Origin of the sequence: Leuconostoc carnosum (assembly GCF_014207505.1) — a bacterium.
GTDB lineage: Bacteria > Bacillota > Bacilli > Lactobacillales > Lactobacillaceae > Leuconostoc > Leuconostoc carnosum.
The window spans coordinates 289,571-311,891 of record NZ_JACHGL010000001.1; the positions used below are offsets into that span (position 1 = coordinate 289,571).

Here is a 22,321-nt window from a genome sequence, read left to right on the forward strand (position 1 = left end):
AGACAGAAGAGCTGGCTCGCCAGTTCTTTTATTTTGAAAAGAAAAGTGAGAGAAATACTGCTCACAGATATAAAAGGAGGTGCCTTTATGGCAGCACCAATAGTTGCGATTGTTGGTCGACCTAATGTTGGTAAGTCAACAATATTTAATCGTATGGCAGGTGAACGTATTGCGATTGTTGAAGACCAACCAGGTGTGACACGTGATCGGTTATATGCACCAGCAGAATGGTTGAATTATGAATTTCGAATGATTGATACCGGAGGTATTGAACTTGGAGATGAACCATTTTTGTCAGAAATACGTGCGCAAGTGGAATTAGCGATTGATGAGGCCGATGTTATCGTTATGGTTGCATCTGGTCGTGAAGGACTGACATCAGCTGATGAAGTAGTTGCTAAAATGCTGTATAAGACTAAGAAACCTGTCGTATTAGCTATCAATAAAGTTGATAATCCAGAAATGCGACAAGATGTTTATGATTTTTATGCTCTTGGTTTGGGCGATCCGTTTCCAGTGTCTGGTTCACACGGTTTGGGTCTAGGGGATCTATTAGATGAAGTAGTCAAGCACTTCCCAGATGAAGCAGCTGAACAAGAAGATGATGGTGTAACACGGTTTAGTATTATTGGACGACCAAATGTTGGAAAATCATCTATTGTTAATGCTATGCTTGGTGAGGAGCGTGTGATTGTTTCAGATATTGAAGGAACAACACGTGATGCTATTGATACACGCTTTGTGACACCTGAAGGTGATGAGTTTATCATGGTAGATACTGCTGGTATACGTAAACGTGGTAAAGTTTATGAAAATACTGAAAAGTATTCAGTCATGCGTGCTTTAAAAGCAATTGATAATAGTAGTGTTATTTTAATGGTTATTGATGCTGAAGCTGGTATTCGCGAACAAGATAAACACGTGGCTGGGTTTGCTCATGATGCTGGTCGTGCAATGATTATTGTTGTGAACAAGTGGGATGCAATAGAAAAAGATGATCACACGATGAAAGAATTTGAAGAAATGATTCGTGTAGAATTTAAGTTTTTGGATTATGCACCTGTTGTTTTTGTTTCAGCTAAAACTGGGCAACGCTTAGAACGTTTACCACAATTAGTTAAAGATGTTGACAGTAATCATCGTAAACGAATTTCATCATCTGTATTAAATGATGTGATTATGGATGCAATTGCTGTTAATCCAACGCCGTCAGATAATGGCCGACGTCTGAGAGTCTATTATGCAACCCAGGTGGCAACGCAACCACCAACATTTGTTATTTTTGTAAATGATGTTGAATTAATGCATTTCTCATATGAACGCTTTTTGGAAAATAAAATCCGTGAAGCTTTTGATTTTACTGGGACACCAGTCAAGTTAATTGTTCGCGCACGTAAATAGAGTTGGCGCAATAATTTGACAAAATTCAAGTTTCTTTGCAAAAATGTAATATTTATGTAACATAAATATTACGAAAGGCTGAAACCCGCATAAACACTACACATTCAGCCTTTCTTGTGTTATTCTATTTACATGAAGTAGTGATTGGGTTTACTACATTTCACAAACCGCTCAGCGGTTAATAAATACTCTTGGGAGAACAAACATGGCTAATAAGCAAGAATTAGTAGATTCAGTTGCAAAGGCAACAGGCTTGACAAAAAAGGATGCAACTGCATCAGTTGATGCAGTATTTGCGTCAATCGAAGAATCTTTGAAGAATGGTGAAAAAGTTCAACTAATCGGATTTGGTAACTTTGAAGTTCGTGACCGTGCAGCCCGCAAGGGACGTAACCCACAAACTGGTGCAGAAATCGAAATTCCTGCATCAAAAGTACCAGCATTTAAGCCTGGTAAAGCTTTGAAAGAAGCTGTTAAGTAATAGAATCTCTGATATATAGTGATTCAAAGATACTTTTGATGAATAAATTATTTTTGTGATCTTCTATTGTTAAAGATTTAAAAGCAAGCCCATATTGGGCTTGCTTTTTATGTTAGAATAAATTGTTATTAAAAAATATATGATTGACTTTGATGGCAATTTTAATTCTTGATAAGATAATAAAGTATTAAATACGAATAGGGGAGTAACTAATGTCAACAACTTATGCACAACAAATGTTGGATGCATTATCCGCTGGGCAATTAGAAAAGGCGCAGCAATTGTTTGTTAAATCGTTACGGAAAGATAGTGATGATTTAGTATATAGCTTAGCTGAAGAACTATATGCACTTGGATTTTTGAATCAATCAAGGCGCGCTTACAAAAAGCTACTGAACAAATACCCTGATGAAGATGAAATCCGTACAGCATTAGCAGATATTGCTATCGAAGATGGTAATATTGACGAGGCGCAAGATTACTTAGCGCAAATCATGCCAGATTCAACCTCATACTTACAATCTTTGCTAGTAAAAGCAGATATTTACCAATCTGAAGGTCTTAATGAATCAGCTGAACATAGTTTATTACAAGCCGAGAAAATAGCAGGGCATGAAGACATTATTCAGTTTGCACTGGCAGAATTCTATTATGCCAACCAAGCGTACCAAAACGCAATTCCAAGGTATCGTGAATTGCTGCTACGTGGGCAACGAGAAATTAGTCGTGTCGATATTGTGGCAAGAATCGGCGTGGCTTATGCACAGGTTGGCAATTATGAAAATGCTGTGGGTTATTTGGAACAAATTAAGCCAGAAACAATGTCGGTAGACACACGTTTCCAACTCGGCGTTTTATATCAAGAAAATGCTCGCCAAGAGGATGCTATTAAGGTATTTAATGATATATTAGAAATTGATCCCAAATATACGTCAATTTATCCTTTACTTGGGCAAGCTTATGAAAGTCAACAAGATATTGAATCGGCTTATCGGACATATCAAGTTGGCTTATCTGAAGATGAAACCAATACACGTCTATATCGTTTAGCTGGTTCGGCAGCTGAACAAATAGGAGATATCGATGCCGCTAAAGCTTATTATCAGCAAGCATTGGTGGTTGATGATGAAGACGTAACGACGATTATTTTGCTATCTAGCTTATTATTATCTGAGCGTCAGTTTGAAGAAGACATCAATTTGTTAACTCAGTATATAGCCAACGACGTGATTGATCCACAATTCTACTGGGATTTGGCGCGTGCTAACGGAGCAATTGGTAATGAAGAGGAAACAGAAAAAAATTGGTTAACTGCTGAACCTTATTTCCAAGAGAATACACAATTTTTATCTGATATTATTGCTTGGTATCATGAACAGGGTAATCAAGAATTAGAAATTAAAACGATGCAACAGTATTTGTTTTTAGAACCAGATGATGCTGATATGCAAATGAGGTTGGAAGATCTGTTATTTTAAATAGATGTCAATCATAATTTGCAATTATTTAACATAGCAATTTTTGGTATAATTGATTGAAGGACTAATATATGAAAATTAATACGTTGCCTCAAGAATTTATTGGGGCGCAACCAATTTTAAAAATATTAACACGTGCTGGTTTTGAAGCTTATTTTGTGGGTGGTTCAGTAAGAGATATGCTGTTAAGTCAAGTTATTCATGACGTTGACATTGCTAGCTCTGCATTCCCTGAAGAAGTTAAATTTCTCTTTGAAAAGACAGTTGATACTGGTATTCAGCATGGCACAGTAATGGTTCTAGATCATGGTGAAGGTTATGAAATTACAACATTTAGAACAGAATCAACTTATACCGATTTTCGACGACCAGACTCAGTGACATTTGTACGGAGTTTGTCTGAGGATTTGAAACGCCGTGATTTTACAATTAACGCTTTAGCAATGACTCTGGATGGTGAAATTGTTGATTTATTTGGCGGTTTAGACGATATTAAAAATGGCATTATTCGTGCTGTTGGTGATGCTGAGACGCGTTTTACAGAAGACGCGCTGCGGATGATGCGTGCCTTGCGTTTTAGTGCACAGTTAGGTTTTATCATTGAAGCAGATACACAGAAAGCATTGATAGAATTGGTACCTAATCTTGAAAAAATTGCTGTTGAACGTATTCGTGTAGAGTTTGAAAAAATGTTGATGGGCGCTTCTGCTGCCAATAGTTTAAAAATAGCAGTTCAAGATAAAGTGATGTTGTATTTGCCAGGGCATATTGGTCAGTGGGAATTATCATTAATTATTTCAGATTTGGAAATATATCAAGCAAATCACATAGTCGTTGTTTGGTGTCATTTATTAACACGATCACCATTGAAAATTCAAGAAATGACTCATTTTATGCGTCAGTGGAAATTAAGTCGTGACATCATGAAAACCGTTATCGCGGTTGTCCCGATCGTTCGACAGATTGAAAATGTGACCATTTTGGATCTATACACTGTTTACTCATATGCCGATGTACTCCTCGAGATTTTAAGAATTACCGACGTAGCAGACGAGACAATTCAGCATGTACGCAGTATACTTAAGATGTTACCGATTACACAGAGTTCAGAGTTAGCGATTAATGGTAGTGATTTAATTAAATTAGGCATCGTTCAACCTGGACCTGGAATGGGACATGCACTCAAAGCTATGGAGAAATCCGTAGTATTGGGTGAGGTAAGTAATACGCCAGAGGCATTAACATCTTTTGCAAAGGAGCAATTCTCACATGACAAAAATTAAAATGGTTTGGGCTGAAGATCAAAAGCATGCTATTGGCAAAGATGGTTCAACACCATGGCATATGCCGGACGATTTAAAGTTATTTCGTGAAGAAACAACAAATACACTAATGATTATGGGACGTACAACTTGGCTGAGCATTGGGCGTCCGTTGCCTAATCGCACAAGTTTGGTATTGACGACGCAAAGAGACTGGTCAACTGCATTCGATGATGTTTTAATAGCTCACTCTGTAGAAGAGGTGCTTAAACTGATTCAGACAGAAAAAAGAGACATATCGATTGCTGGTGGTGCCAGTATTTATCAAGCTTTTATGCCTTATGCGACAGAACTAGTTGTTACGCGAATTGATGGTATTATCAATGGCGATACATTTGTTGATCCAATTGATTTGTCAGAATTCGAATTAGTTAGCAAGCAGTTACATGAAAAAGATGAAAAAAATGATTACGGATTTGTTGTTGAACGATATAAGCGTAAGAATTGAGGCAAAATGACTAATATTAAAATTGTTACGGATTCAGCCGTAGCATTAACACATGAAGAAATTGAACAATATGATATCACAGTAGTACCCTTAACAGTTCAAATTGATGAAACTGTTTACGAAGATGGCGTGACGATTCAACGTGACGAATTTTTGGAAAAAATGAAGGTCAGTCATAGTTTGCCAAAAACTTCCCAACCATCAATTGGTAAGTTTCAAGTCGTTTATGACGAGATTCATAAAAAAAATCCAGATTCAGAAATTTTGAGTTTACATATTTCATCTGGTTTATCAGGGACTGTCCACGCAGCAGAACAAGCTGCTGCTTTGACGTCTGCGAAAATTACAACATTTGATACGTTAAATGCTGATCGTTCCCAAGCATTTCCTGTATTGGTTGCTGCTAGAATGGCACAGGCTGGTGAGTCAATGGCTACTATTATGGCTGCAATCGAAAAAGTTCGTTCTGAGTCACGCACTTTTCTGAGTTTCACATCTCTTGATAACATGGTTGCTGGTGGTCGATTAAGCAAAACGTCTGGTATGATTGGTAATTTACTTAATATAAAAGTTGGTGCTATTGTTGACGAAAAAGGTTCAGTTGAAGTTGTGAGTAAAGGGCGTGGCATGAAAGCTATTGCTAAATTTAATGATGAAGTAATTGCTAAAATGCAAGAATATTCAGAGATGATGGCTATCGGTATTTCGCATGCGGGTATTCCAGAAGTTGCTGAAAAAATGGCGACACGTTTGAACAATATTTGGCCGAATATTAACATTGTGGTGATGAGTACTGGACCAATTATATCAACCCATACAGGCGTTGGTGCATTAGCCATTCTTTATCATGCGCGCTAGTAAAGCAGTCTATGTGTGAAAAATAATATGTTTTATGATAAAAATCAGAAGTTAGCGATGTTCTCTAGTCAACTTCTGATTTTTTATTTTCTGTTGCTGATTAAAAAATGTGATGTATCGAGAAAATACTTCAAAAAAGATATATCTGAAATTAAAATATTATAAATCACATTTATTTATCATAAAATATTGACATTTATCATTTTCTTGTGTATAGTAAAATATATCAAATAGAAATAAGAGAAAATTATGAATAACGCAATCTTGAAAAATAACAATTATTATTACTTCTGGTTTATGTAGAACCGTCGCATATTAAGTGCGTCGGTTCCGCCGATGCACTTAGCGACCAGAAGCTTTTCGAGGTGAAGTCACTAAGTGGAAACTCAACACTTAGTGACTTTTTGTCTGTATAGTAATATACTTTCTGAAAAATTGTGCTAGGTGTTGATCACTAGCACAATTTTTTTAGGAGAAAGCCATGAGTGAAAAACTAGTATCAACGACCATTGAAACAAAAACTATTAATAGTTTACGTTTGTTAGCTAACAAAATGATTACAAAAGCTGGGTCAGGGCACCCAGGAATTGCATTAGGTGCGGCACCGATATTGTACGAATTGTATGCTAATCAATTGGTAGTTGATCCAACACAACCAGAATTAGTTAATCGTGATCGGTTTGTTTTATCAGCAGGACATGGTGCAGCACTATTATATGCTACTTTACACGCTTCAGGATTTGATTTGACAGCCAATGACTTAGCTCAGTTCAGAACACCGCATTCTAAAACGCCAGGGCATCCAGAAGTTGGTGTAACACCAGGTGTTGAAGCCACCACCGGCCCACTTGGGCAAGGACTAGGTATGGCGGTTGGTATGGCGATGGCAGAGGCAAAGTTACATTTGGATTTCCCGACAGTGATTGATCATTATACCTATGCATTGGTTGGTGATGGCGATTTAATGGAAGGGGTCAGTCATGAAGCGGCGTCATTAGCCGGGCAACAAGTATTATCTCAATTGATTGTGTTACATGATGATAACAACATTAGCCTTGATGGGAATAAGGATCGCTCTGATATTTCTGATAATATGGCACGATTCGCTAGTTATGGCTGGCAAGTATTGCAAGTAAGTAATGGAAATGAGCCATTAGCTATTCACGAGGCGATTCAACAGGCTAAACAATCAAAACAGCCAACATTCATTTCAGTAAAAACAACCATTGGCGCCTATGGTCCATTTGCGGGAACCAATAAAGCGCATGGCACACCACTAAATGATGAACAAATAATTGATTTAGCCAAAGCATTAGATGTTAACATTGATAATTTTGAATTAGATGAAGATGTACGTGATCACATAAAAACACGTATTCAGTCTCGCTTAGCAGAAAAAGAAGTACCTGATCCAACTGAGTTAGCAGAATTTAAAACATTTACGCATCATAGTGTGTCAAGTTTACCGGTTTTAGATAATGACACTAAAGCCCAAGCTGGACGTAAAATTTCGAAGCATGTTTTACAGGATTTTAGTCAACAAATACCTCAACTTTGGGGTGGATCTGCTGATTTAGTGGCTTCAACCAATACAGAAATTGTTGGGTCTCCGGTTTTTGATCAAGCTAATAGAAGTGGTCGTAATATTGCTTTTGGTGTTAGAGAGTTTGGTATGGGGGCGGTCATGAATGGCATTGCGCTTCACGGTGGGTTAAAAATATTTGGCTCAACTTTCTTAGCTTTTTCCGATTACATGAAAGCTGCCATTCGTCTCAGTGCTTTACAAAAGCAACCGGTAATTTACGTTTTCACACATGACAGTATCACTGTGGGAGAAGATGGGCCAACGCACCAGCCAATTGAACAATTAATGGGATTACGGATGATTCCAGGTATTGATGTTTTACGACCAGGAACAGCTGATGAAATAAGCCAAGCTTGGCGTGATGCATTGGAAAGTACTAATCGTCCAACAGTAATTATATTAAGTCGTGGTGGTATTGGCACACAAGGGACAAGTCAACAGGCGCAAGCAGCTATGCAATTTGGGGCTACCCAGTTGATTGGAGAGATAGATGCCAAAGTTAATTTGATTGCGACTGGATCAGAAGTACAAATTGCATTGGCAGTGAAAGAAAAACTATCTCAATCAGCTAATGTCATTTCAATGCCTAATTTACAACGATTTTTAGCTTTACCAACGCAAGAAAGAGAAAAAATTATTCCCAAAAATGGTGCAAAAAATGTGATAATAGAAGCAGGAACAACGCTTGGATGGCAGGCAGTTTCGGGATCAGATGGCCTGATTTTTGGAACTGATGACTTTGGAATCAGTGCATCACCACAGCGTGTATTAGAGCTTTACGGTCTACAAGCTGACGTCATTGCTGAAAAAATTTTAGAACAATTGGAGAGTTGATATGACATTATATGGTTTAATTGCACACCCTGCAGGTCACTCAAGATCGCCTTTTATGCAAAATGCCATGATTACTGCTCGCCAAATTGATGCACATTATCATGCATTTGATGTGAAACCTGATAATTTAGGTGCAGCGATTCAGGGATTTCGTGCATTAAATGTTGGTGGTTTCAATGTATCAACGCCCTATAAAACAGATGTTATCACTTATCTTGATGAATTAACGCCACTTGCTCAACGGTTACAGTCTGTTAATACCGTAAAAAATGTGAATGGTCGGCTCATCGGCACGAGTACGGATGGTGATGGTTTTTGGCAAAGTATTAATCCAAATCAGCCACATGAGCATGTCGTCATTTTAGGTAGTGGTGGCGCTGCTAGAGCTGTTATAGCAACGGCAAAGCAGTACGGTGTTCAAGATATCACGGTTTTCAATCGGACACATGCTGATTGGTCACAGCGTGAAACAGCCATTGCATACTTAAGCCAAGGCATTGGGCAATTAGCCGACTTGGCAGATAATCAAGCTATATCTGATGCTTTGCAACAGGCAGATTTCTTGATTAATGCCACAACTGTAGGCATGAATGATGCACGTACATTATTAACGGATTATCAGGTTGGCTTATTGCCACAACATACGCTAGTGGTAGATATGATTTATCGTAATAAACAAACTGCGCTTTTAAAATCTGGTGCTAAGCACCAACTGTTAACACAAAATGGGTTACCAATGTTAGTCGCTCAGGGTGCATTAAGCTTTGAATATTGGTTTAATCAATCCGCTGATCGACAATTAATGCAACAAGTAGTAGAAGGGAAATAAATTATGATTTTAGTAACCAAGGATAATGAAACAGCACGCAAGATTGCCCAAGAGATGGACACAGATAATCCAATTAAACCAGTTTTTGTTCATGGCAACCGAGTTGCACTAGCTGGTGTTAAAAAACTTTCTGATGAACAGCTGCGTACTTTAAAAGCTGCTGATGTGCAAATTATTGAAAAACATCATGCGGCTATTAAGTCTTCACGTGATTTTCATCCAGAAGATACAATTATTAAGACACAACATAGTAGCATTGGCGGAGATGATTTTACATTTATGGCTGGTCCTGATTCAATCGAAAGCCCTGAACATGTGTTAGAGATGGGACGCGATGTGCAGTTAGCTGGTGCAACTATTTTACGTGGTGGTGCTTTCAAACCAAGAACATCCCCATATTCTTTCCAGGGGAATGGTGAAGTAGGATTGAAAGCTCACCGTGCTGCTGCTGATGCACTTGGCATGGATATGGTAACTGAAATATTAGACACACGTGACGTTGATTTGGTTGATCAATATACTGACATTTTCCAAGTTGGAACACGTAATATGCAAAACTTTGCGTTATTAAAAGCATTGGGTCAAAAGCGTAAGCCAGTTGTCTTGAAACGTGGTATGTCAGCAACAATTGATGATTTATTAAATGCCGCAGAATATATTGCCGCAGGTGGTAATGATCAAATTATTCTGATGGAACGTGGTATTCGAACTTATGATAATAAATATACACGTAATACGTTAGATGTATCAGCTATTCCAGTATTAAGAAGTTTGACACATTATCCAGTAATCGCTGATGCTTCACACGCCGCTGGTGTGTCTAAATTTGTTGAACCACTTGCATTAGCTGCCATTGCTGCTGGTGCACAAGGTTTGATGACAGAAATCCATGATGATCCAGCCCATGCTTTTGTTGATGGGGCACAGGCACTTACCCCAGCCCAGTTTTCACAATTGGCAGATAAGGCACGTAAAGTTCGTGAAGCTATTCAATAATAGGTAATTTTTAAACCACTTAGCTCAGTTAAGAAAGGAAGTCAATCATGTCGGTTGTCCATGTTGCTTTTAATGACAAGTCATATGACGTTAAAATTGATAATAATCTGCATACGCAAATTGGTTCAGAAGTGGCCTCTGTTTGGACGCCAAGAAAAATTGCCATATTAACAGATAGTAACGTTGGTCCGTTATATCTTGCTGACACGCAGGTTCAATTAGAAAACGCTGGTTTTGAAGTTTTACCATTAGTTGTCCCAGCTGGTGAACAGTCCAAATCATTAGTTGTTGCCGGTGATTTAATTGGCCAATTAGCTGCGCATGGGTTTACTCGAGGTGATGGTTTAATTGCTATAGGCGGTGGTGTTGTTGGTGATTTAGGCGGTGTTGTCGCTTCTTTATATATGCGAGGCATTGCATTCATCCAAATAGCCACCTCACTGACTGCGCAAGTTGATTCATCAGTTGGCGGTAAAACAGCAGTAAATTTAGGTCAAACTAAAAATATTGCAGGTTCTTTCTATCAGCCAGATTTAGTGCTAGTCGATAGCACTTATTTGGATACATTAAGCAAGCGTGATCTTGTTGAAGGTTACGGTGAAGTAGTCAAGACATCAGCCTTAGATAGCCTAGATTTTTTTGCCTATACTGGCCAAATTAAATCAGTATCAGATATTTATCAACATGCTCAAGAATTATCACAGCGTTCAATTGCTTATAAAGCAAAAATTGTAATGGCTGATGAGAAAGAATCAGGGCAACGCCAATTCTTGAATTTTGGGCATACATTAGGGCATGCCATTGAATTGCTCGCGCATGGTGGATTACGGCATGGTGAAGCAGTAGCAATCGGTATGATAGCTATCACTGAAAAATTCGAACGTGATGGTGTGTCACCAAAAGGCTTAACGGAGGCAATTAGAACGCGATTAGTAGCAGTTGGATTACCTACTACTTCTGAGTTTATTGGTCAACCAGAGTTTTTCAATCACTTGATTAATGATAAGAAGAATCACGGTGGCACATTGAATTTGGTTGCTTTATCAGCAGTGGGGAAGCCAATTATTTTTAAGAAAAATGTTACTGATATGCCAGCATTTATTGAACAAAATTGAAAGGGAAAATCTGCCTAACATTAATACATATAGACAGATTTATGATAAATAATGAAATACACAACAGCAGGCGAGAGCCATGGTCCAGAAGAAATTGCGGTAATTGAGGGCATACCTGCCGGATTACATATTACACAAGAAGATGTGGATTTTGAATTAGCGCGTCGTCAACGTGGTTATGGTCGAGGTGAGCGCCAAAAAATTGAAACGGATACGGTAACATTTTTAACTGGTGTTCGTCATCAAGAAACATTGGGTTCACCGATTACGCTAAATGTGCATAATGATGATCATAATAATTGGTCTAAAATTATGGCACCAAATGCACCAGCAACGTCAGAAAATACATTACGTAAAGTGTTACGTCCACGTCCTGGGCATGCTGATTTGGTGGGTGGTATCAAATACCGACATCATGATGATCTACGTAATGTGTTGGAAAGATCATCTGCACGTGAAACGACCATGCGTGTAGCAGTTGGTGCGGTAGCTAAAAAATTATTAGCAGAAATAGGCGTTGATGTGCATGGTTTTGTCGTCAATGTTGGCCCGGCAAAATCTAATTTAAATGAATTGACGAAATATAAGTCCTTACAAGAATTACGAAATGTTACTGAAGGATTTGAGACACGTGCTTTGAACCAAGAAGCTGACGATGCAATTCGCGAAGTAATTGATAAGACGAAGCGTGATGCTAATACTGTTGGTGGTCAAGTACAAGTCATTGCAACCGGAATGCCAGTGGGAATAGGTTCTTATGTTTCTGCAGATGATAAATTAGATGGTAAAATTGCTCGAGCAATTGTAGGCATTAATGCGTTTAAAGGTGTGCAGTTCGGCGGTGGCTTTGATAATGCTGAAAAATATGGTGATCAAGTCATGGACGAAATTTTTTGGGACAAAGATAAGGGATTTTATCGCGGATCAGATAATTTAGGTGGCTTTGAAGGTGGAATGACAACCGGTGAAGCAATTGTTGTTCGTGGTGTTGTGAAGCCAATTCCGACATTATACCGACCTATGCAATCTGTAGACATTGACACACATGAAGATCACAAAGCGTCAATTGAACGATCGGACACAACCGCTGTGACTGCTGCAGCAGTTATTGCAGAGGCCATGGTTGCTATCGAATTAGCAAAAGCTGTTTTAGACAAGTTTGATGCAGATAGTATTGAACGTATGAAAGAACAAGTAGCTGTTTACCGTGCTGAAGTTAAAGCCTTTTAAAAATGAGGAAGTCATAAATGATTAAATTAGCTCATGCACCAAAAAAAGGTTTGCATGGAAAAATTAGTGTACCTGGCGACAAATCTATTTCTCATCGTGCGTTGATGTTTGGTGCTATAGCGACTGGTGTGACAGAGATTGAGAATTTTTTAACATCTGATGATGTGTTGCACACCATGGCTATTTTTCAAGCTCTTGGTGTATCTATCGAGCAAATAGGTACACATGTGCGTGTGGTTGGTAAAGGTATTACAAACTTTACAGCGCCTAAAACAGCACTTGATATGGGAAACTCAGGAACATCAACGCGTCTACTTATGGGTCTGCTAAGTCGTCAGCCATTTGATATGTCTATTATTGGTGATAGTTCATTAAGTAAGCGACCAATGCGCCGCGTTTTGACACCATTAGAACAGATGGGCGCAAAAATTAATTTATCCACTGAGGGGACCTTGCCAGGGGTTATTCAAGCAAATAATCAGTTAAACGGTATGGTATATGAAATGCCCGTGGCATCAGCGCAAGTGAAAAGCGCGATATTATTAGCGGGGATGCAGGCTGAAGGTGAAACAACGATTATTGAAAAATTACCTTCTCGTGATCATACAGAACGTATGTTACAACAGTTTGGTGGTAAAATTTCAACTAAAAATGGTATGATTACTATTTCGAAACAAGGTGTTCTAAAAGGGCAGCATGTTTTGGTGCCGTCTGATATTTCAAGTGCAGCTTTCTTCATCGTTGCGGGATTAATCACACCCAACTCAGAAATCACGATTGAAAAAGTTGGTATTAATCCGACGAGAGACGGTGTATTAAAGCTCTTAAAACGTATGGGAGCCGAAATAGCGATTGCTAAGATACCAACTAGTGGGGAGCCACTTGCTGATATTACAGTTCGTACGCAAGCGCTGCATGGTATTCATATCACGGCAGCAGATATTCCTAGTGCAGTTGATGAATTACCAATTATTGCTTTAGCTGCTACACAAGCTGTAGGTGATACAATAATTACTGGTGCGGAAGAGTTGCGTGTTAAAGAAACTGACCGTATAGCAACTGTTGTGTCTGAATTGTCAAAACTTGGCGCTAGTATTGAAGCTCGCCCCGATGGCATGATTATTCACGGTCAGACACCGTTGGCTACAAGCCAAGATTCAACAGTATTAGAATCTTTTGGTGACCACCGTATAGCTATGATGAATGCAGTCGCAGCTTTAATTACCAAAGGAGATGTGACGTTAGTGGGTGAAGAGGCGATGCGTGTCTCTTACCCTAAATTTTTATCAGATTTAGCAAAGGTGATGCAATGAACATCGTTATTCAAGGATTAGGCGAGATGGGTGCTTCGTTAGCGTTGATTTTGAATCAAGTAGCAGATAATCATGTTATTGGTATTGATATCAACCAAAATACGTTGGATTATGCTATAAAACATCAGATTATTTCTGAAAGCGGGAGTGATTTAATAATGGTCGCTGACCGTGCAGACGTTATTATTTTGGCGACACCAATTAATGGTATCAAGGAAAGCCTAAAGCAACTATCAGGAATAACGCTTAAGCCACAGGTGATTGTTACAGATGCTGGGTCAACCAAAAATGAAATTTTACAGGTTGCGAATAAAGTCTTAGTTAACACAGCTTTTATTGGTGGGCATGCAATGGCTGGAACGCATAAAAGTGGTGTTGCGGAAGCCAATAAGAATTTATACCAACAAGTACCATATTTTTTAATACCAAATCAAGAGGGCAAAGCCTATGTTGAGCGGTTGAAAAATATTTTAAAGCCACTTGCCGCGGATTTTACAACAATTGACGTTGAAGCGCATGATCATTTAATGGCTATGATTAGTGATGTACCACATATCGCTGCGTTTGCTTTAATGAATACAGCAGTTAAACAATTAGGATCTTCTGATCATTTTGGCCGTTATGTTGCGGGAGGTTTTACAGATACGACGAGAATAGCGGCTAGTGATGCTAAATTGTGGACTGATATTTTGTTGAGCAATCGTGAGAGTGTGTTAGAAAATAATCAAGCTCTAATTGATGAGCTACAAGAAATTAATCAAACTATTGCTGATAATGATGCCAATAAACTGCAAGAGATGATTCAAACAGCACACGATGCACGACAAAATTTATTAAGTAGGAAACAGCATGAGTAAAGAACCTGATACATTAATGTTAGTCGGCTTCATGGGAGCTGGTAAAACAACAGTAGGTAAAGAAATTGCACGGCAACATCATTCAAAATTCATTGACATAGACTCAGAAATTGAGCGTGAAGCAGGGATGTCGATTCGAGCGATATTCCAAGAATATGGTGAGTCGGGTTTTCGTGATCTTGAAACAAAAGTGTTAGCTAATGTCCAAACTTTTGATGGTATTGTGGCCACTGGTGGCGGTGTAGTGGAACGTGAAGATAATATGGCCATTTTGCACGAATCTCCCGCAACTGTTATCTATTTACATGGTAATTTAGAAAGTACGATTGGTCGTTTACTTATTGAAGGCCAACGGCCTTTGCTGGAAGAAAAATCCGCGGCGGAATTTTTTAGATTATGGGCACAGCGCGATCCAAAGTATCAATCGGTGGCCAATTTTATGGTTGAAACGATTGGTAAAACACCGGAACGTATTGCTGCTGAGATTGTGGCATTGTTTAGTTCAAACGAGGATGAGTTAGCATTATTGCAATTACGTTCAGAAATTGATGCTTTTGATCGTCAAATTTTTGGTGTCATTGAAAACCGGATGCAAACAGTTGAAGCAGTGGCAAAATATAAAGAGAAGTTTGGTATGCCAACTGTGCAACAGGGTCGCATGACTAAAATGCGAGAATTGCTAAAATATGATTTTGAGAATTCTGAAGACGTTACTGATGACATGATTGATAAAATTATGGCAATACTTACAGATGCGGCAATTAATAAAGAGAACAAACAGTTAAAACGATGAAACTACATACATTAGGGCCTGTCGGCACAGATTCAGAACGAGCAGCTCAGCATTACATGTCAACTCAAAAATTGATTTTACATCAAAGTTTTGAAGAAATATTGACGCATTTAGACGATTATCGCGGGGACCAAGTTTTGATGCCCGTTGCTTTTAGATCTAATATTTCGCCTGAATTAAATTGGGCAGATATTAATTATTTAGAGTGGGCTAAATTAGATATTGTGACAACTTTTGTCTTACCATTGATGCCATTGATCTTGATAGAAAATGAGACATATCAGCGTAATATTGCAGTGATACACGCAGCCACAGAAGGTCTAATGAAGCGTTACCTGCGCGCTAATGACTTGGATAATGCTTGGGGACCATCCGTTATTTTTGTGCCTAGTAAGCCTGTTGCCATGGCTGACTTTATTCACGATCAAAATCGGTTTACTATTATATCCGAAGATCAATTTTTAAAAACTACAGAAAGCAAAGATCCAAAATATCAGGTACAACAACAGTTGAAGCCACAAATGATATGGGTCGTTTATCAAATAAAATGACATTACGTGAATTATTTAAATTACCAAAAAGTATTAATGAGAAGCCACTAATTGCAGTGCCGCTTACTTTGGGACCAAATGACAAATTAACCCCCTTTGCCAAAAAATTACAAGAGCAAAACCCAGACATTGTCGAGTGGCGGGCTGATTATATTGCTGATGACTTTAGTCAAGCAGTGATGTGGCAACAAGTCAAGGCTGGGGCACAAGCAGAATTGGCGCAAAAAGATGTTTCAGCCATGACAGAGGCTAAAATGCTATCCGAGATGGATAACGCACGTCAAGAATTTGATGCGAATTGGCCAGTCATGAATATGCAAATTATTAAAGAATTAACGGCATCGGTTTTTAACACAATTGGTAGTTTTCCAATTATTTTAACCTATCGTACGCAAGCACAAGGTGGTCAAGGGGAAATGACGCCAGTGGAATATGCGACTTTTATTGTAGCAGCATTACGATCAGGGTTTCATTTTACAGCAGTAGATGTTGAATATACCTTGGACTCTGAGTTACGTGACAAAGTGATTGATGTCGCACACGAGTTAGGTATACCAGTCATCATATCGTATCATGATTTTAATCAAACACCTGATGTTAGCGCGTTAATTGCAGATATATCAAAAATGCCTGCTGATGTGGTTAAAATAGCTGTGATGCCAAACAAGGAACAAGATGTAACAGACTTGCTTCAGGCTACACAGGCAGCCACTATTCAGCAACCACTTATTACAATGAGTATGGGTGCTATTGGACAACGTTCACGCGTTGAAGGGTACAAATTTGGCTCAGAACTGACATTTGCTACTTTAGATGGATTGCCGGTTAGTGCACCAGGTCAGGTAACAATTAGTGAGTTACTAGCTACTTGGACAAAATAAAAAAGGCGCAGAATATTTCGCGCCTTTTTATTATGATTCTGTGGCAGTTACTTCTTTAGGTGATGCTGAACCGGAAAGTGCTGGAATTGCATAAACAGCAATTTCACCAACAACAATCGCAATAATAGCTACTGTGGTATAAGAATAACCACCATTTGTGAGCTGTGATACAATGTAACCCAAAATTTCACCAAAGATTGCTGACCAAACAGCAACAGTAATATATTTCATAATTGCACCTCTTTACAAAACTATCATACGCTTTTCAAAAAAAATCGCAACCCTTTTAAGGCTTTTCATGTATAATAAAAGGGAACAAATTTTCGCGTTATATTGTGAAAACAGTGGAGATAATATGTACGCACCGTTACAAATTTTCAGTAGTTATAGTTTACTTAAAAATCCAAACACAATTGAACAAATCATTCAAACTGTAAAAGCACGAGGCTATCATGCTGTTACTTTGGCAGATATCAATGTGATGTATGGTGCTGTTGAGTTTTATCGCATCGCCAAAAAGTATGATATCAAGCCTTTATTTGGTTTGACATTACAAATTTATGGACTAGTCAACACCGCAACGTTATTTCCAGTTGTGCTCATTGCAGAGAATCAAGTAGGTTATCAGAATTTGATGTGGTTATCTTCTGCTAAAATGACGGCCAAAGCAGAAGATATGACATTTGCTATGATTGTCGACCATTTAGCAGGTATTAACGTCATTTTACCTGAGGATAGTGAATTAACACAACTTATTGCCTCAGCTTATGACGATACATCAACCTATTGGCAAGAATTAGTGTCACAAATTAATTCAAAATCATTATATATAGGCATCAATCCTGCCTTAGCACCTCAAATCAAAGCACGTTTGGCAGCATTTGGCGAAGATAATCAGGCAAAATTAATTGCCTTAGATAATATTAACTATCTTAACCCAGAAGATGCTTTTACGACACAAGTTTTAAAAGCAATTGATGTTAACGTTAAATTAGAAGATATTAGAACACTTTCTCAAAAATTAGGCACACATGTTTTAAATGATTTTGACACCGTAAGAACGGCTTATTTAGCATCTGATGTGTTAAAAGCAGCTTACTTGAATAATGAGTTATTAGTTAGTAAGAGTGAAGTCACGATGTCATTTCAGCAAACTGCGGCTTTACCAACTTTCAAGTTGCCCGATGATGCGCATTCATCACGAGAATATTTATATGAACTTGCAAAAAAAGGTCTTCAAGAACGTTTAAATGACCAAAGCACGGCGAAAAATCATCAAATTTATGACGATCGCTTACAGTATGAGTTAGAAGTCATTGATGATTTAGGTTTTAACGATTATTTTTTGATAGTATGGGATATTGTAAATTTTGCTCATCAGCATAACATTCAAATGGGGGCAGGTCGAGGGTCTGCAGCTGGTTCATTAGTTGCCTATGTTTTGAAAATAACGGATGTAGATCCATTAGAATTTGGTTTGTTGTTTGAACGTTTTTTAAATCCAGAACGTGGGCAAATGCCAGATATTGATATTGATTGGCCAGATAATAAACGTGAAGATATACTTGTATATTTACATGATAAATATGGTCAACGAAATTTTGCACAAATTATTACATTTGGTACGCTAGCTGCAAAACAGGCATTACGTGATACAGCGCGTGTATTTGGTTTATCACAACAAATGATGAGTCGCATTAGTAATACGGTGCCACAAGGGAAGCAAGGACGTCGAGTTTTTATTGCAGATGCCTTAAAACAATCAACACGCTTACAAGATATACTAGCTGAAATTGACAATGGTGAGCTGTTATTGAAAGTTGCGCAACAAATCGAAGGATTACCCCGTAATTATTCGACACATGCTGCTGGAGTCGTATTAAGCCAAGATGCACTAGTTAAAACGTTACCGGTGCAAACAGGTACGGATGAGCGTTTACTAACACAGTTTGAAAAAGATCCAGTTGAAGCCTTGGGGTTGTTGAAAATTGATGTTTTGGGTTTGTCTAATTTAACTATTTTGGCACAAACACTGTATTATGCTAGAGATATGTTGCCAGAACATTTTAATATTAGTAAAATCTCAGTCAACGATTCAGAAACGTTGCAATTATATGCTAAAGGAGATACCAACGGTATTTTTCAATTCGAGTCTGCTGGTATTAAAAATGTATTGCGACAATTAAAACCATCGACGTTTGAACATATTGTTGCGGTTAATGCCTTATATCGACCAGGTCCCAGTCAAAATATTGAAACATTTGTGAAACGGCGTCATGGCCGTGAAACGGCGACTATTCCAGATCCAAATTTGAAGACAATTCTAGCACCAACATTTGGCATTATTATCTATCAAGAGCAGGTTATGCTAGTGGCTGAAGCCTATGCCGGCTTTAGCCTTGGTGAAGCGGACAATTTACGGGTGGCAATGTCTAAAAAAAAGCTAGATAAGATGGCAGCAATGCATGAACAGTTTGTAACTGGTGCCGTCCAATTAGGCCATGATGCGCAACAAGCTGAGCAGATATTTAACTATATTGATGAATTTGCAAATTATGGATTTAATCGGTCTCATGCTGTTGCTTATACGAAGTTATCTTTTGAATTGGCATACATGAAAGCCCATTATCCATTGGCATTCTATAATGCGTTACTAAATGCGAATATTGGGTCATCTGAAAAAATCAGATTATATGTTACTGAAGCTAGAACACGACAAATTGAAATAAAAGCACCTCATATTAACCAATCTCACCGGTTTTGGTCTGAAAATATGCAAGCTTTGTGTATGGGATTGAATAATATTAAAGGTGTCCGAAGTGATTTTGTTACAGCTTTATTAGAAGAACGTCGCAATAATGGGCCATTTAAATCAATTCAGTCGTTTATTTATCGTTTGCCGGAAAAGTTCCGAAAAAGGGAAGTATTGTCGCAATTAGTTTATGCTGGCGCATTGGATCAGTTTGGCTATAACCGTCAAGAGTTATCGACTGCCCTTGACGACTTAATTGAAGCAGCAAGTTTTGGTGATTTAATTCTTAATGAGACGAAGATTAAAAAAGTCGAAGATATGCCTAGTACTGAAAAATTAACCTTTGAAAAAGAAGCTATTGGCGTTAATTTATCAGGACATCCATTAGATGTTTATGAATCAATGATTGCTAGTGAGCATCTGCAGCATATTGCTGATTTGACAAAAAAAGATCAAAAAGCGACGTTTGTTGGCATTATTGATAATATTCGGCAAACACGCACAAAAAAAGGTGATTTAATGGCTTTCGTTTCATTCTCAGATTTGACTGATACCATTAACGTGACAGTTTTTAGTCGGTTACTGACAAAAGTCAGTGATATTTTAAAAATTGGAACAATCGTTCAAGTTACTGGTAAGGTCGATAGTTATAATGACCGTTTATCAGTAGTTGCCAATCAAATTAATCCAGTGCAACAACCAGCACAAGTAGCACCTGGGACTTGGTTTTTACAATTTGATCAAACTCACGATACACCCCAAAACCGCCAAAAAGTAATTGATGTTTTAAAAAAATATCATGGAACTAATCCAGTGGTGATTCATTGGCAAAATACCGAAAAAACTCAGCAACTTGATGAAACATTTTGGTTGGGTGATGAAACCGCTATCATACTTGAATTGGCGCCATTATTAGGTTATGATAATGTTATTTTTAGAAGAAGTCATTGATAATTTGCCTTGTATAAATGGCGAAGAATGTATAAAATAGACTTTGGGTAAAGTTGCACAAGCAACAACCAAGACAACTAAGGAGTTATTTAACCATGAAAAAGACGAAAATCGTCTCAACACTTGGTCCGTCATCATCTGATGTCGAAACAATTGTAAAATTGATTCAAGCTGGAGCCAATGTTTTCCGCTTCAATTTCTCACACGGTGATCACGAAGAACATTTGGGTCGTATGAACGCAGTTCATGAAGCCGAAAAGATCACTGGTAAAACAGTTGGTATCTTGCTAGATACCAAAGGTGCTGAAATCCGTACCACAAAGCAAGCTGACGGTAAGATTGAGTTCCATACTGGCGATACATTACGTATCTCAATGGATGAAAATCTTGAAGGCACAAAGGACAAAATTGCTGTAACATATGCCGGTTTGTTCGATGATGTTAACGAAGGCGGACAAGTCTTGTTCGATGATGGTTTGCTTGGTACAACTGTTGTTGAAAAAGATTCAGCTAACCGCGAACTTGTTGTTCATGTTGACAATGACGGTATCTTGGGTTCACGTAAGGGTGTTAACGCACCTGGTGTGGCAATTAACTTACCTGGTATCACTGAAAAGGATGCTGATGACATTCGTTTTGGTTTGGACCACGAAATCAATTATATTGCTGCTTCATTCGTTCGTAAGCCTGAAGATGTGCTCGAAATTCGTGCATTGTTGAAGGAAAAGAACATGGAACACGTGCAAATCATTCCTAAGATTGAATCACAAGAAGGTATTGATAATCTTGATGCTATTCTTGAAGTTTCAGATGCATTGATGGTACCACGTGGTGACATGGGTGTTGAAATTCCTGCTGAAAATGTGCCTTTGGTTCAAAAAGACATGATTCGCAAGATGAACAAATTTGGTTTGCCAGTTATTACAGCAACACAAATGCTTGACTCAATGGAAGAAAACCCACGTCCTACACGTGCCGAAGCTTCCGATGTTGCCAATGCCGTATTTGATGGTACTGATGCAACAATGTTGTCAGGTGAATCAGCTAATGGTGACTATCCAGTCGAATCCGTTGCAACAATGGCTGCTATTAATGAAAAAGCTGAAACATCATTGCGCGAAAATGGTCGCCATCAAGATATCGTATTTGATGAAAGTGATTCAACAGAAGCTGTTGCTGCAGCTGTTGTGCGTATTGCAAATAGTGTGAACGCTAAGGCAGTTGTAGTATCAACAAATTCTGGTTACACAGCACGTATGGTTTCTAAGCACCGCCCTGATGTTAACGTTTTGGCAGTTACTTATTCAGAACGTGTACAACGTGGCTTGACGTTGAATTATGGTGTTTTGCCAGTTGTTTATGATGCACCTGAAACAATTGATGAAATGATTGCTTTGGCTAAGTCAGCTGTTAAAGAACAAGGTCTTGTTAACTCTGGTGATGCAATCGTAATCGCTGCTGGTGTGCCAATGTCACAATCTGGTACAACAAACATGATCACTGTACAAACAGTATAATTTTTAAATAATTTAGTAATAAAAGGCGCTGATGACAACATCAACGCTTTTTTTGTTGGTTAAATAGTGATGTCATAAAACCTATCATAATTCAGCTGTTTAAATTGGTATACCTGATATGATTATCTC

19 protein-coding genes are annotated in these 22,321 nt (G+C 38.3%); 18 read left to right on the forward strand and 1 reads right to left on the reverse strand.

All coding sequences use genetic code 11. The annotated features are described in order from the left end of the window. Positions 1-87 precede the first annotated feature (87 nt). The 16 genes from der to aroD all read left to right on the forward strand — a co-directional run bounded on the left by der (position 88) and on the right by aroD (position 16,972). Positions 88-1,401, forward strand: a complete 1,314-nt coding sequence (gene der / locus HNQ98_RS01320) for a ribosome biogenesis GTPase Der (RefSeq protein WP_135197495.1) — start codon at positions 88-90, stop codon at positions 1,399-1,401. A 181-nt stretch (positions 1,402-1,582) separates the two neighbouring features. Next, complete coding sequence (gene hbs, locus HNQ98_RS01325; RefSeq protein ID WP_407139346.1) at positions 1,583-1,882, forward strand: non-specific DNA-binding protein Hbs; 300 nt, start codon at positions 1,583-1,585, stop codon at positions 1,880-1,882. Positions 1,883-2,094: 212 nt separating this feature from the next. After that, positions 2,095-3,360, forward strand: a complete 1,266-nt coding sequence (locus tag HNQ98_RS01330; protein WP_135197494.1) for a tetratricopeptide repeat protein — start codon at positions 2,095-2,097, stop codon at positions 3,358-3,360. 71 nt (positions 3,361-3,431) lie between these two features. After that, a complete protein-coding gene (locus HNQ98_RS01335) occupies positions 3,432-4,643 on the forward strand; it encodes a CCA tRNA nucleotidyltransferase (protein WP_135197493.1) in 1,212 nt (403 codons plus the stop codon). Next, on the forward strand, positions 4,630-5,130 hold the full coding sequence (locus HNQ98_RS01340; RefSeq protein ID WP_135197492.1) for a dihydrofolate reductase: 501 nt from the start codon (positions 4,630-4,632) through the stop codon (positions 5,128-5,130). Before HNQ98_RS01335 ends, HNQ98_RS01340 begins: the two co-directional genes overlap by 14 nt. 6 nt (positions 5,131-5,136) lie before the next feature. Further along, positions 5,137-5,988, forward strand: coding sequence for a fatty acid kinase binding subunit FakB (fakB, locus tag HNQ98_RS01345; protein WP_135197491.1), 852 nt, complete (start codon positions 5,137-5,139; stop codon positions 5,986-5,988). A 481-nt stretch (positions 5,989-6,469) separates the two neighbouring features. Continuing rightward, positions 6,470-8,407: a transketolase family protein gene (locus tag HNQ98_RS01350; protein WP_135197490.1), complete on the forward strand. Its 1,938-nt coding sequence runs from the start codon at positions 6,470-6,472 to the stop codon at positions 8,405-8,407. A gap of 1 nt (position 8,408) precedes the next feature. Then, complete coding sequence (aroE, locus tag HNQ98_RS01355; protein WP_135197489.1) at positions 8,409-9,236, forward strand: shikimate dehydrogenase; 828 nt, start codon at positions 8,409-8,411, stop codon at positions 9,234-9,236. Between the two features lie 3 nt (positions 9,237-9,239). After that, positions 9,240-10,232: a 3-deoxy-7-phosphoheptulonate synthase gene (gene aroF / locus HNQ98_RS01360; RefSeq protein WP_135197488.1), complete on the forward strand. Its 993-nt coding sequence runs from the start codon at positions 9,240-9,242 to the stop codon at positions 10,230-10,232. Positions 10,233-10,279: 47 nt separating this feature from the next. Then, positions 10,280-11,347, forward strand: coding sequence for a 3-dehydroquinate synthase (aroB, locus tag HNQ98_RS01365; protein ID WP_135197487.1), 1,068 nt, complete (start codon positions 10,280-10,282; stop codon positions 11,345-11,347). Between the two features lie 51 nt (positions 11,348-11,398). After that, the gene (aroC, locus tag HNQ98_RS01370; protein WP_014974435.1) at positions 11,399-12,577 is read left to right on the forward strand and encodes a chorismate synthase; all 1,179 of its coding nucleotides are present in this window, start codon (positions 11,399-11,401) and stop codon (positions 12,575-12,577) included. Positions 12,578-12,594: 17 nt separating this feature from the next. Further along, the gene (aroA, locus tag HNQ98_RS01375) at positions 12,595-13,890 is read left to right on the forward strand and encodes a 3-phosphoshikimate 1-carboxyvinyltransferase (RefSeq protein WP_135197486.1); all 1,296 of its coding nucleotides are present in this window, start codon (positions 12,595-12,597) and stop codon (positions 13,888-13,890) included. Further along, positions 13,887-14,747, forward strand: a complete 861-nt coding sequence (locus HNQ98_RS01380; protein ID WP_135197485.1) for a prephenate dehydrogenase — start codon at positions 13,887-13,889, stop codon at positions 14,745-14,747. Before aroA ends, HNQ98_RS01380 begins: the two co-directional genes overlap by 4 nt. After that, positions 14,740-15,540 (forward strand): shikimate kinase, encoded by an 801-nt coding sequence (locus HNQ98_RS01385; RefSeq protein WP_135197484.1) that lies wholly within the window; start codon positions 14,740-14,742, stop codon positions 15,538-15,540. Before HNQ98_RS01380 ends, HNQ98_RS01385 begins: the two co-directional genes overlap by 8 nt. Then, positions 15,537-16,091 (forward strand): hypothetical protein, encoded by a 555-nt coding sequence (locus HNQ98_RS01390; protein ID WP_135197483.1) that lies wholly within the window; start codon positions 15,537-15,539, stop codon positions 16,089-16,091. Before HNQ98_RS01385 ends, HNQ98_RS01390 begins: the two co-directional genes overlap by 4 nt. Next, a complete protein-coding gene (aroD, locus tag HNQ98_RS01395; protein ID WP_135197679.1) occupies positions 16,088-16,972 on the forward strand; it encodes a type I 3-dehydroquinate dehydratase in 885 nt (294 codons plus the stop codon). The genes HNQ98_RS01390 and aroD overlap by 4 nt, the downstream gene beginning before the upstream one ends. A gap of 30 nt (positions 16,973-17,002) precedes the next feature. Here the strand turns inward: aroD and HNQ98_RS01400 are convergent, their stop codons facing one another. After that, entirely contained in the window at positions 17,003-17,203 is a 201-nt protein-coding gene (locus HNQ98_RS01400; protein ID WP_135197482.1) for a YjzD family protein, read from the reverse strand. Positions 17,204-17,327: 124 nt separating this feature from the next. Between HNQ98_RS01400 and HNQ98_RS01405 the strand changes: the two genes are divergently transcribed. After that, positions 17,328-20,675: a DNA polymerase III subunit alpha gene (locus HNQ98_RS01405; RefSeq protein ID WP_135197481.1), complete on the forward strand. Its 3,348-nt coding sequence runs from the start codon at positions 17,328-17,330 to the stop codon at positions 20,673-20,675. Between the two features lie 95 nt (positions 20,676-20,770). Then, the gene (gene pyk / locus HNQ98_RS01410; RefSeq protein ID WP_135197480.1) at positions 20,771-22,192 is read left to right on the forward strand and encodes a pyruvate kinase; all 1,422 of its coding nucleotides are present in this window, start codon (positions 20,771-20,773) and stop codon (positions 22,190-22,192) included. The last annotated feature ends 129 nt before the right edge of the window (positions 22,193-22,321 follow it).

Coding starts and splice junctions, on each gene's coding strand:
- HNQ98_RS01335 (WP_135197493.1), top strand. CDS start 3,432: ATGAAAATTAATACGTTGCCTCAAGAATTTATTGGGGCGCAACCAATT.
- HNQ98_RS01340 (WP_135197492.1), top strand. CDS start 4,630: ATGACAAAAATTAAAATGGTTTGGGCTGAAGATCAAAAGCATGCTATT.
- aroD (WP_135197679.1), top strand. CDS start 16,088: ATGACATTACGTGAATTATTTAAATTACCAAAAAGTATTAATGAGAAG.
- der (WP_135197495.1), top strand. CDS start 88: ATGGCAGCACCAATAGTTGCGATTGTTGGTCGACCTAATGTTGGTAAG.
- HNQ98_RS01350 (WP_135197490.1), top strand. CDS start 6,470: ATGAGTGAAAAACTAGTATCAACGACCATTGAAACAAAAACTATTAAT.
- HNQ98_RS01330 (WP_135197494.1), top strand. CDS start 2,095: ATGTCAACAACTTATGCACAACAAATGTTGGATGCATTATCCGCTGGG.
- HNQ98_RS01385 (WP_135197484.1), top strand. CDS start 14,740: ATGAGTAAAGAACCTGATACATTAATGTTAGTCGGCTTCATGGGAGCT.
- aroF (WP_135197488.1), top strand. CDS start 9,240: ATGATTTTAGTAACCAAGGATAATGAAACAGCACGCAAGATTGCCCAA.
- HNQ98_RS01400 (WP_135197482.1), bottom strand. CDS start 17,203: ATGAAATATATTACTGTTGCTGTTTGGTCAGCAATCTTTGGTGAAATT.
- fakB (WP_135197491.1), top strand. CDS start 5,137: ATGACTAATATTAAAATTGTTACGGATTCAGCCGTAGCATTAACACAT.
- aroA (WP_135197486.1), top strand. CDS start 12,595: ATGATTAAATTAGCTCATGCACCAAAAAAAGGTTTGCATGGAAAAATT.
- aroC (WP_014974435.1), top strand. CDS start 11,399: ATGAAATACACAACAGCAGGCGAGAGCCATGGTCCAGAAGAAATTGCG.
- aroE (WP_135197489.1), top strand. CDS start 8,409: ATGACATTATATGGTTTAATTGCACACCCTGCAGGTCACTCAAGATCG.
- HNQ98_RS01380 (WP_135197485.1), top strand. CDS start 13,887: ATGAACATCGTTATTCAAGGATTAGGCGAGATGGGTGCTTCGTTAGCG.
- HNQ98_RS01405 (WP_135197481.1), top strand. CDS start 17,328: ATGTACGCACCGTTACAAATTTTCAGTAGTTATAGTTTACTTAAAAAT.
- HNQ98_RS01390 (WP_135197483.1), top strand. CDS start 15,537: ATGAAACTACATACATTAGGGCCTGTCGGCACAGATTCAGAACGAGCA.
- pyk (WP_135197480.1), top strand. CDS start 20,771: ATGAAAAAGACGAAAATCGTCTCAACACTTGGTCCGTCATCATCTGAT.
- aroB (WP_135197487.1), top strand. CDS start 10,280: ATGTCGGTTGTCCATGTTGCTTTTAATGACAAGTCATATGACGTTAAA.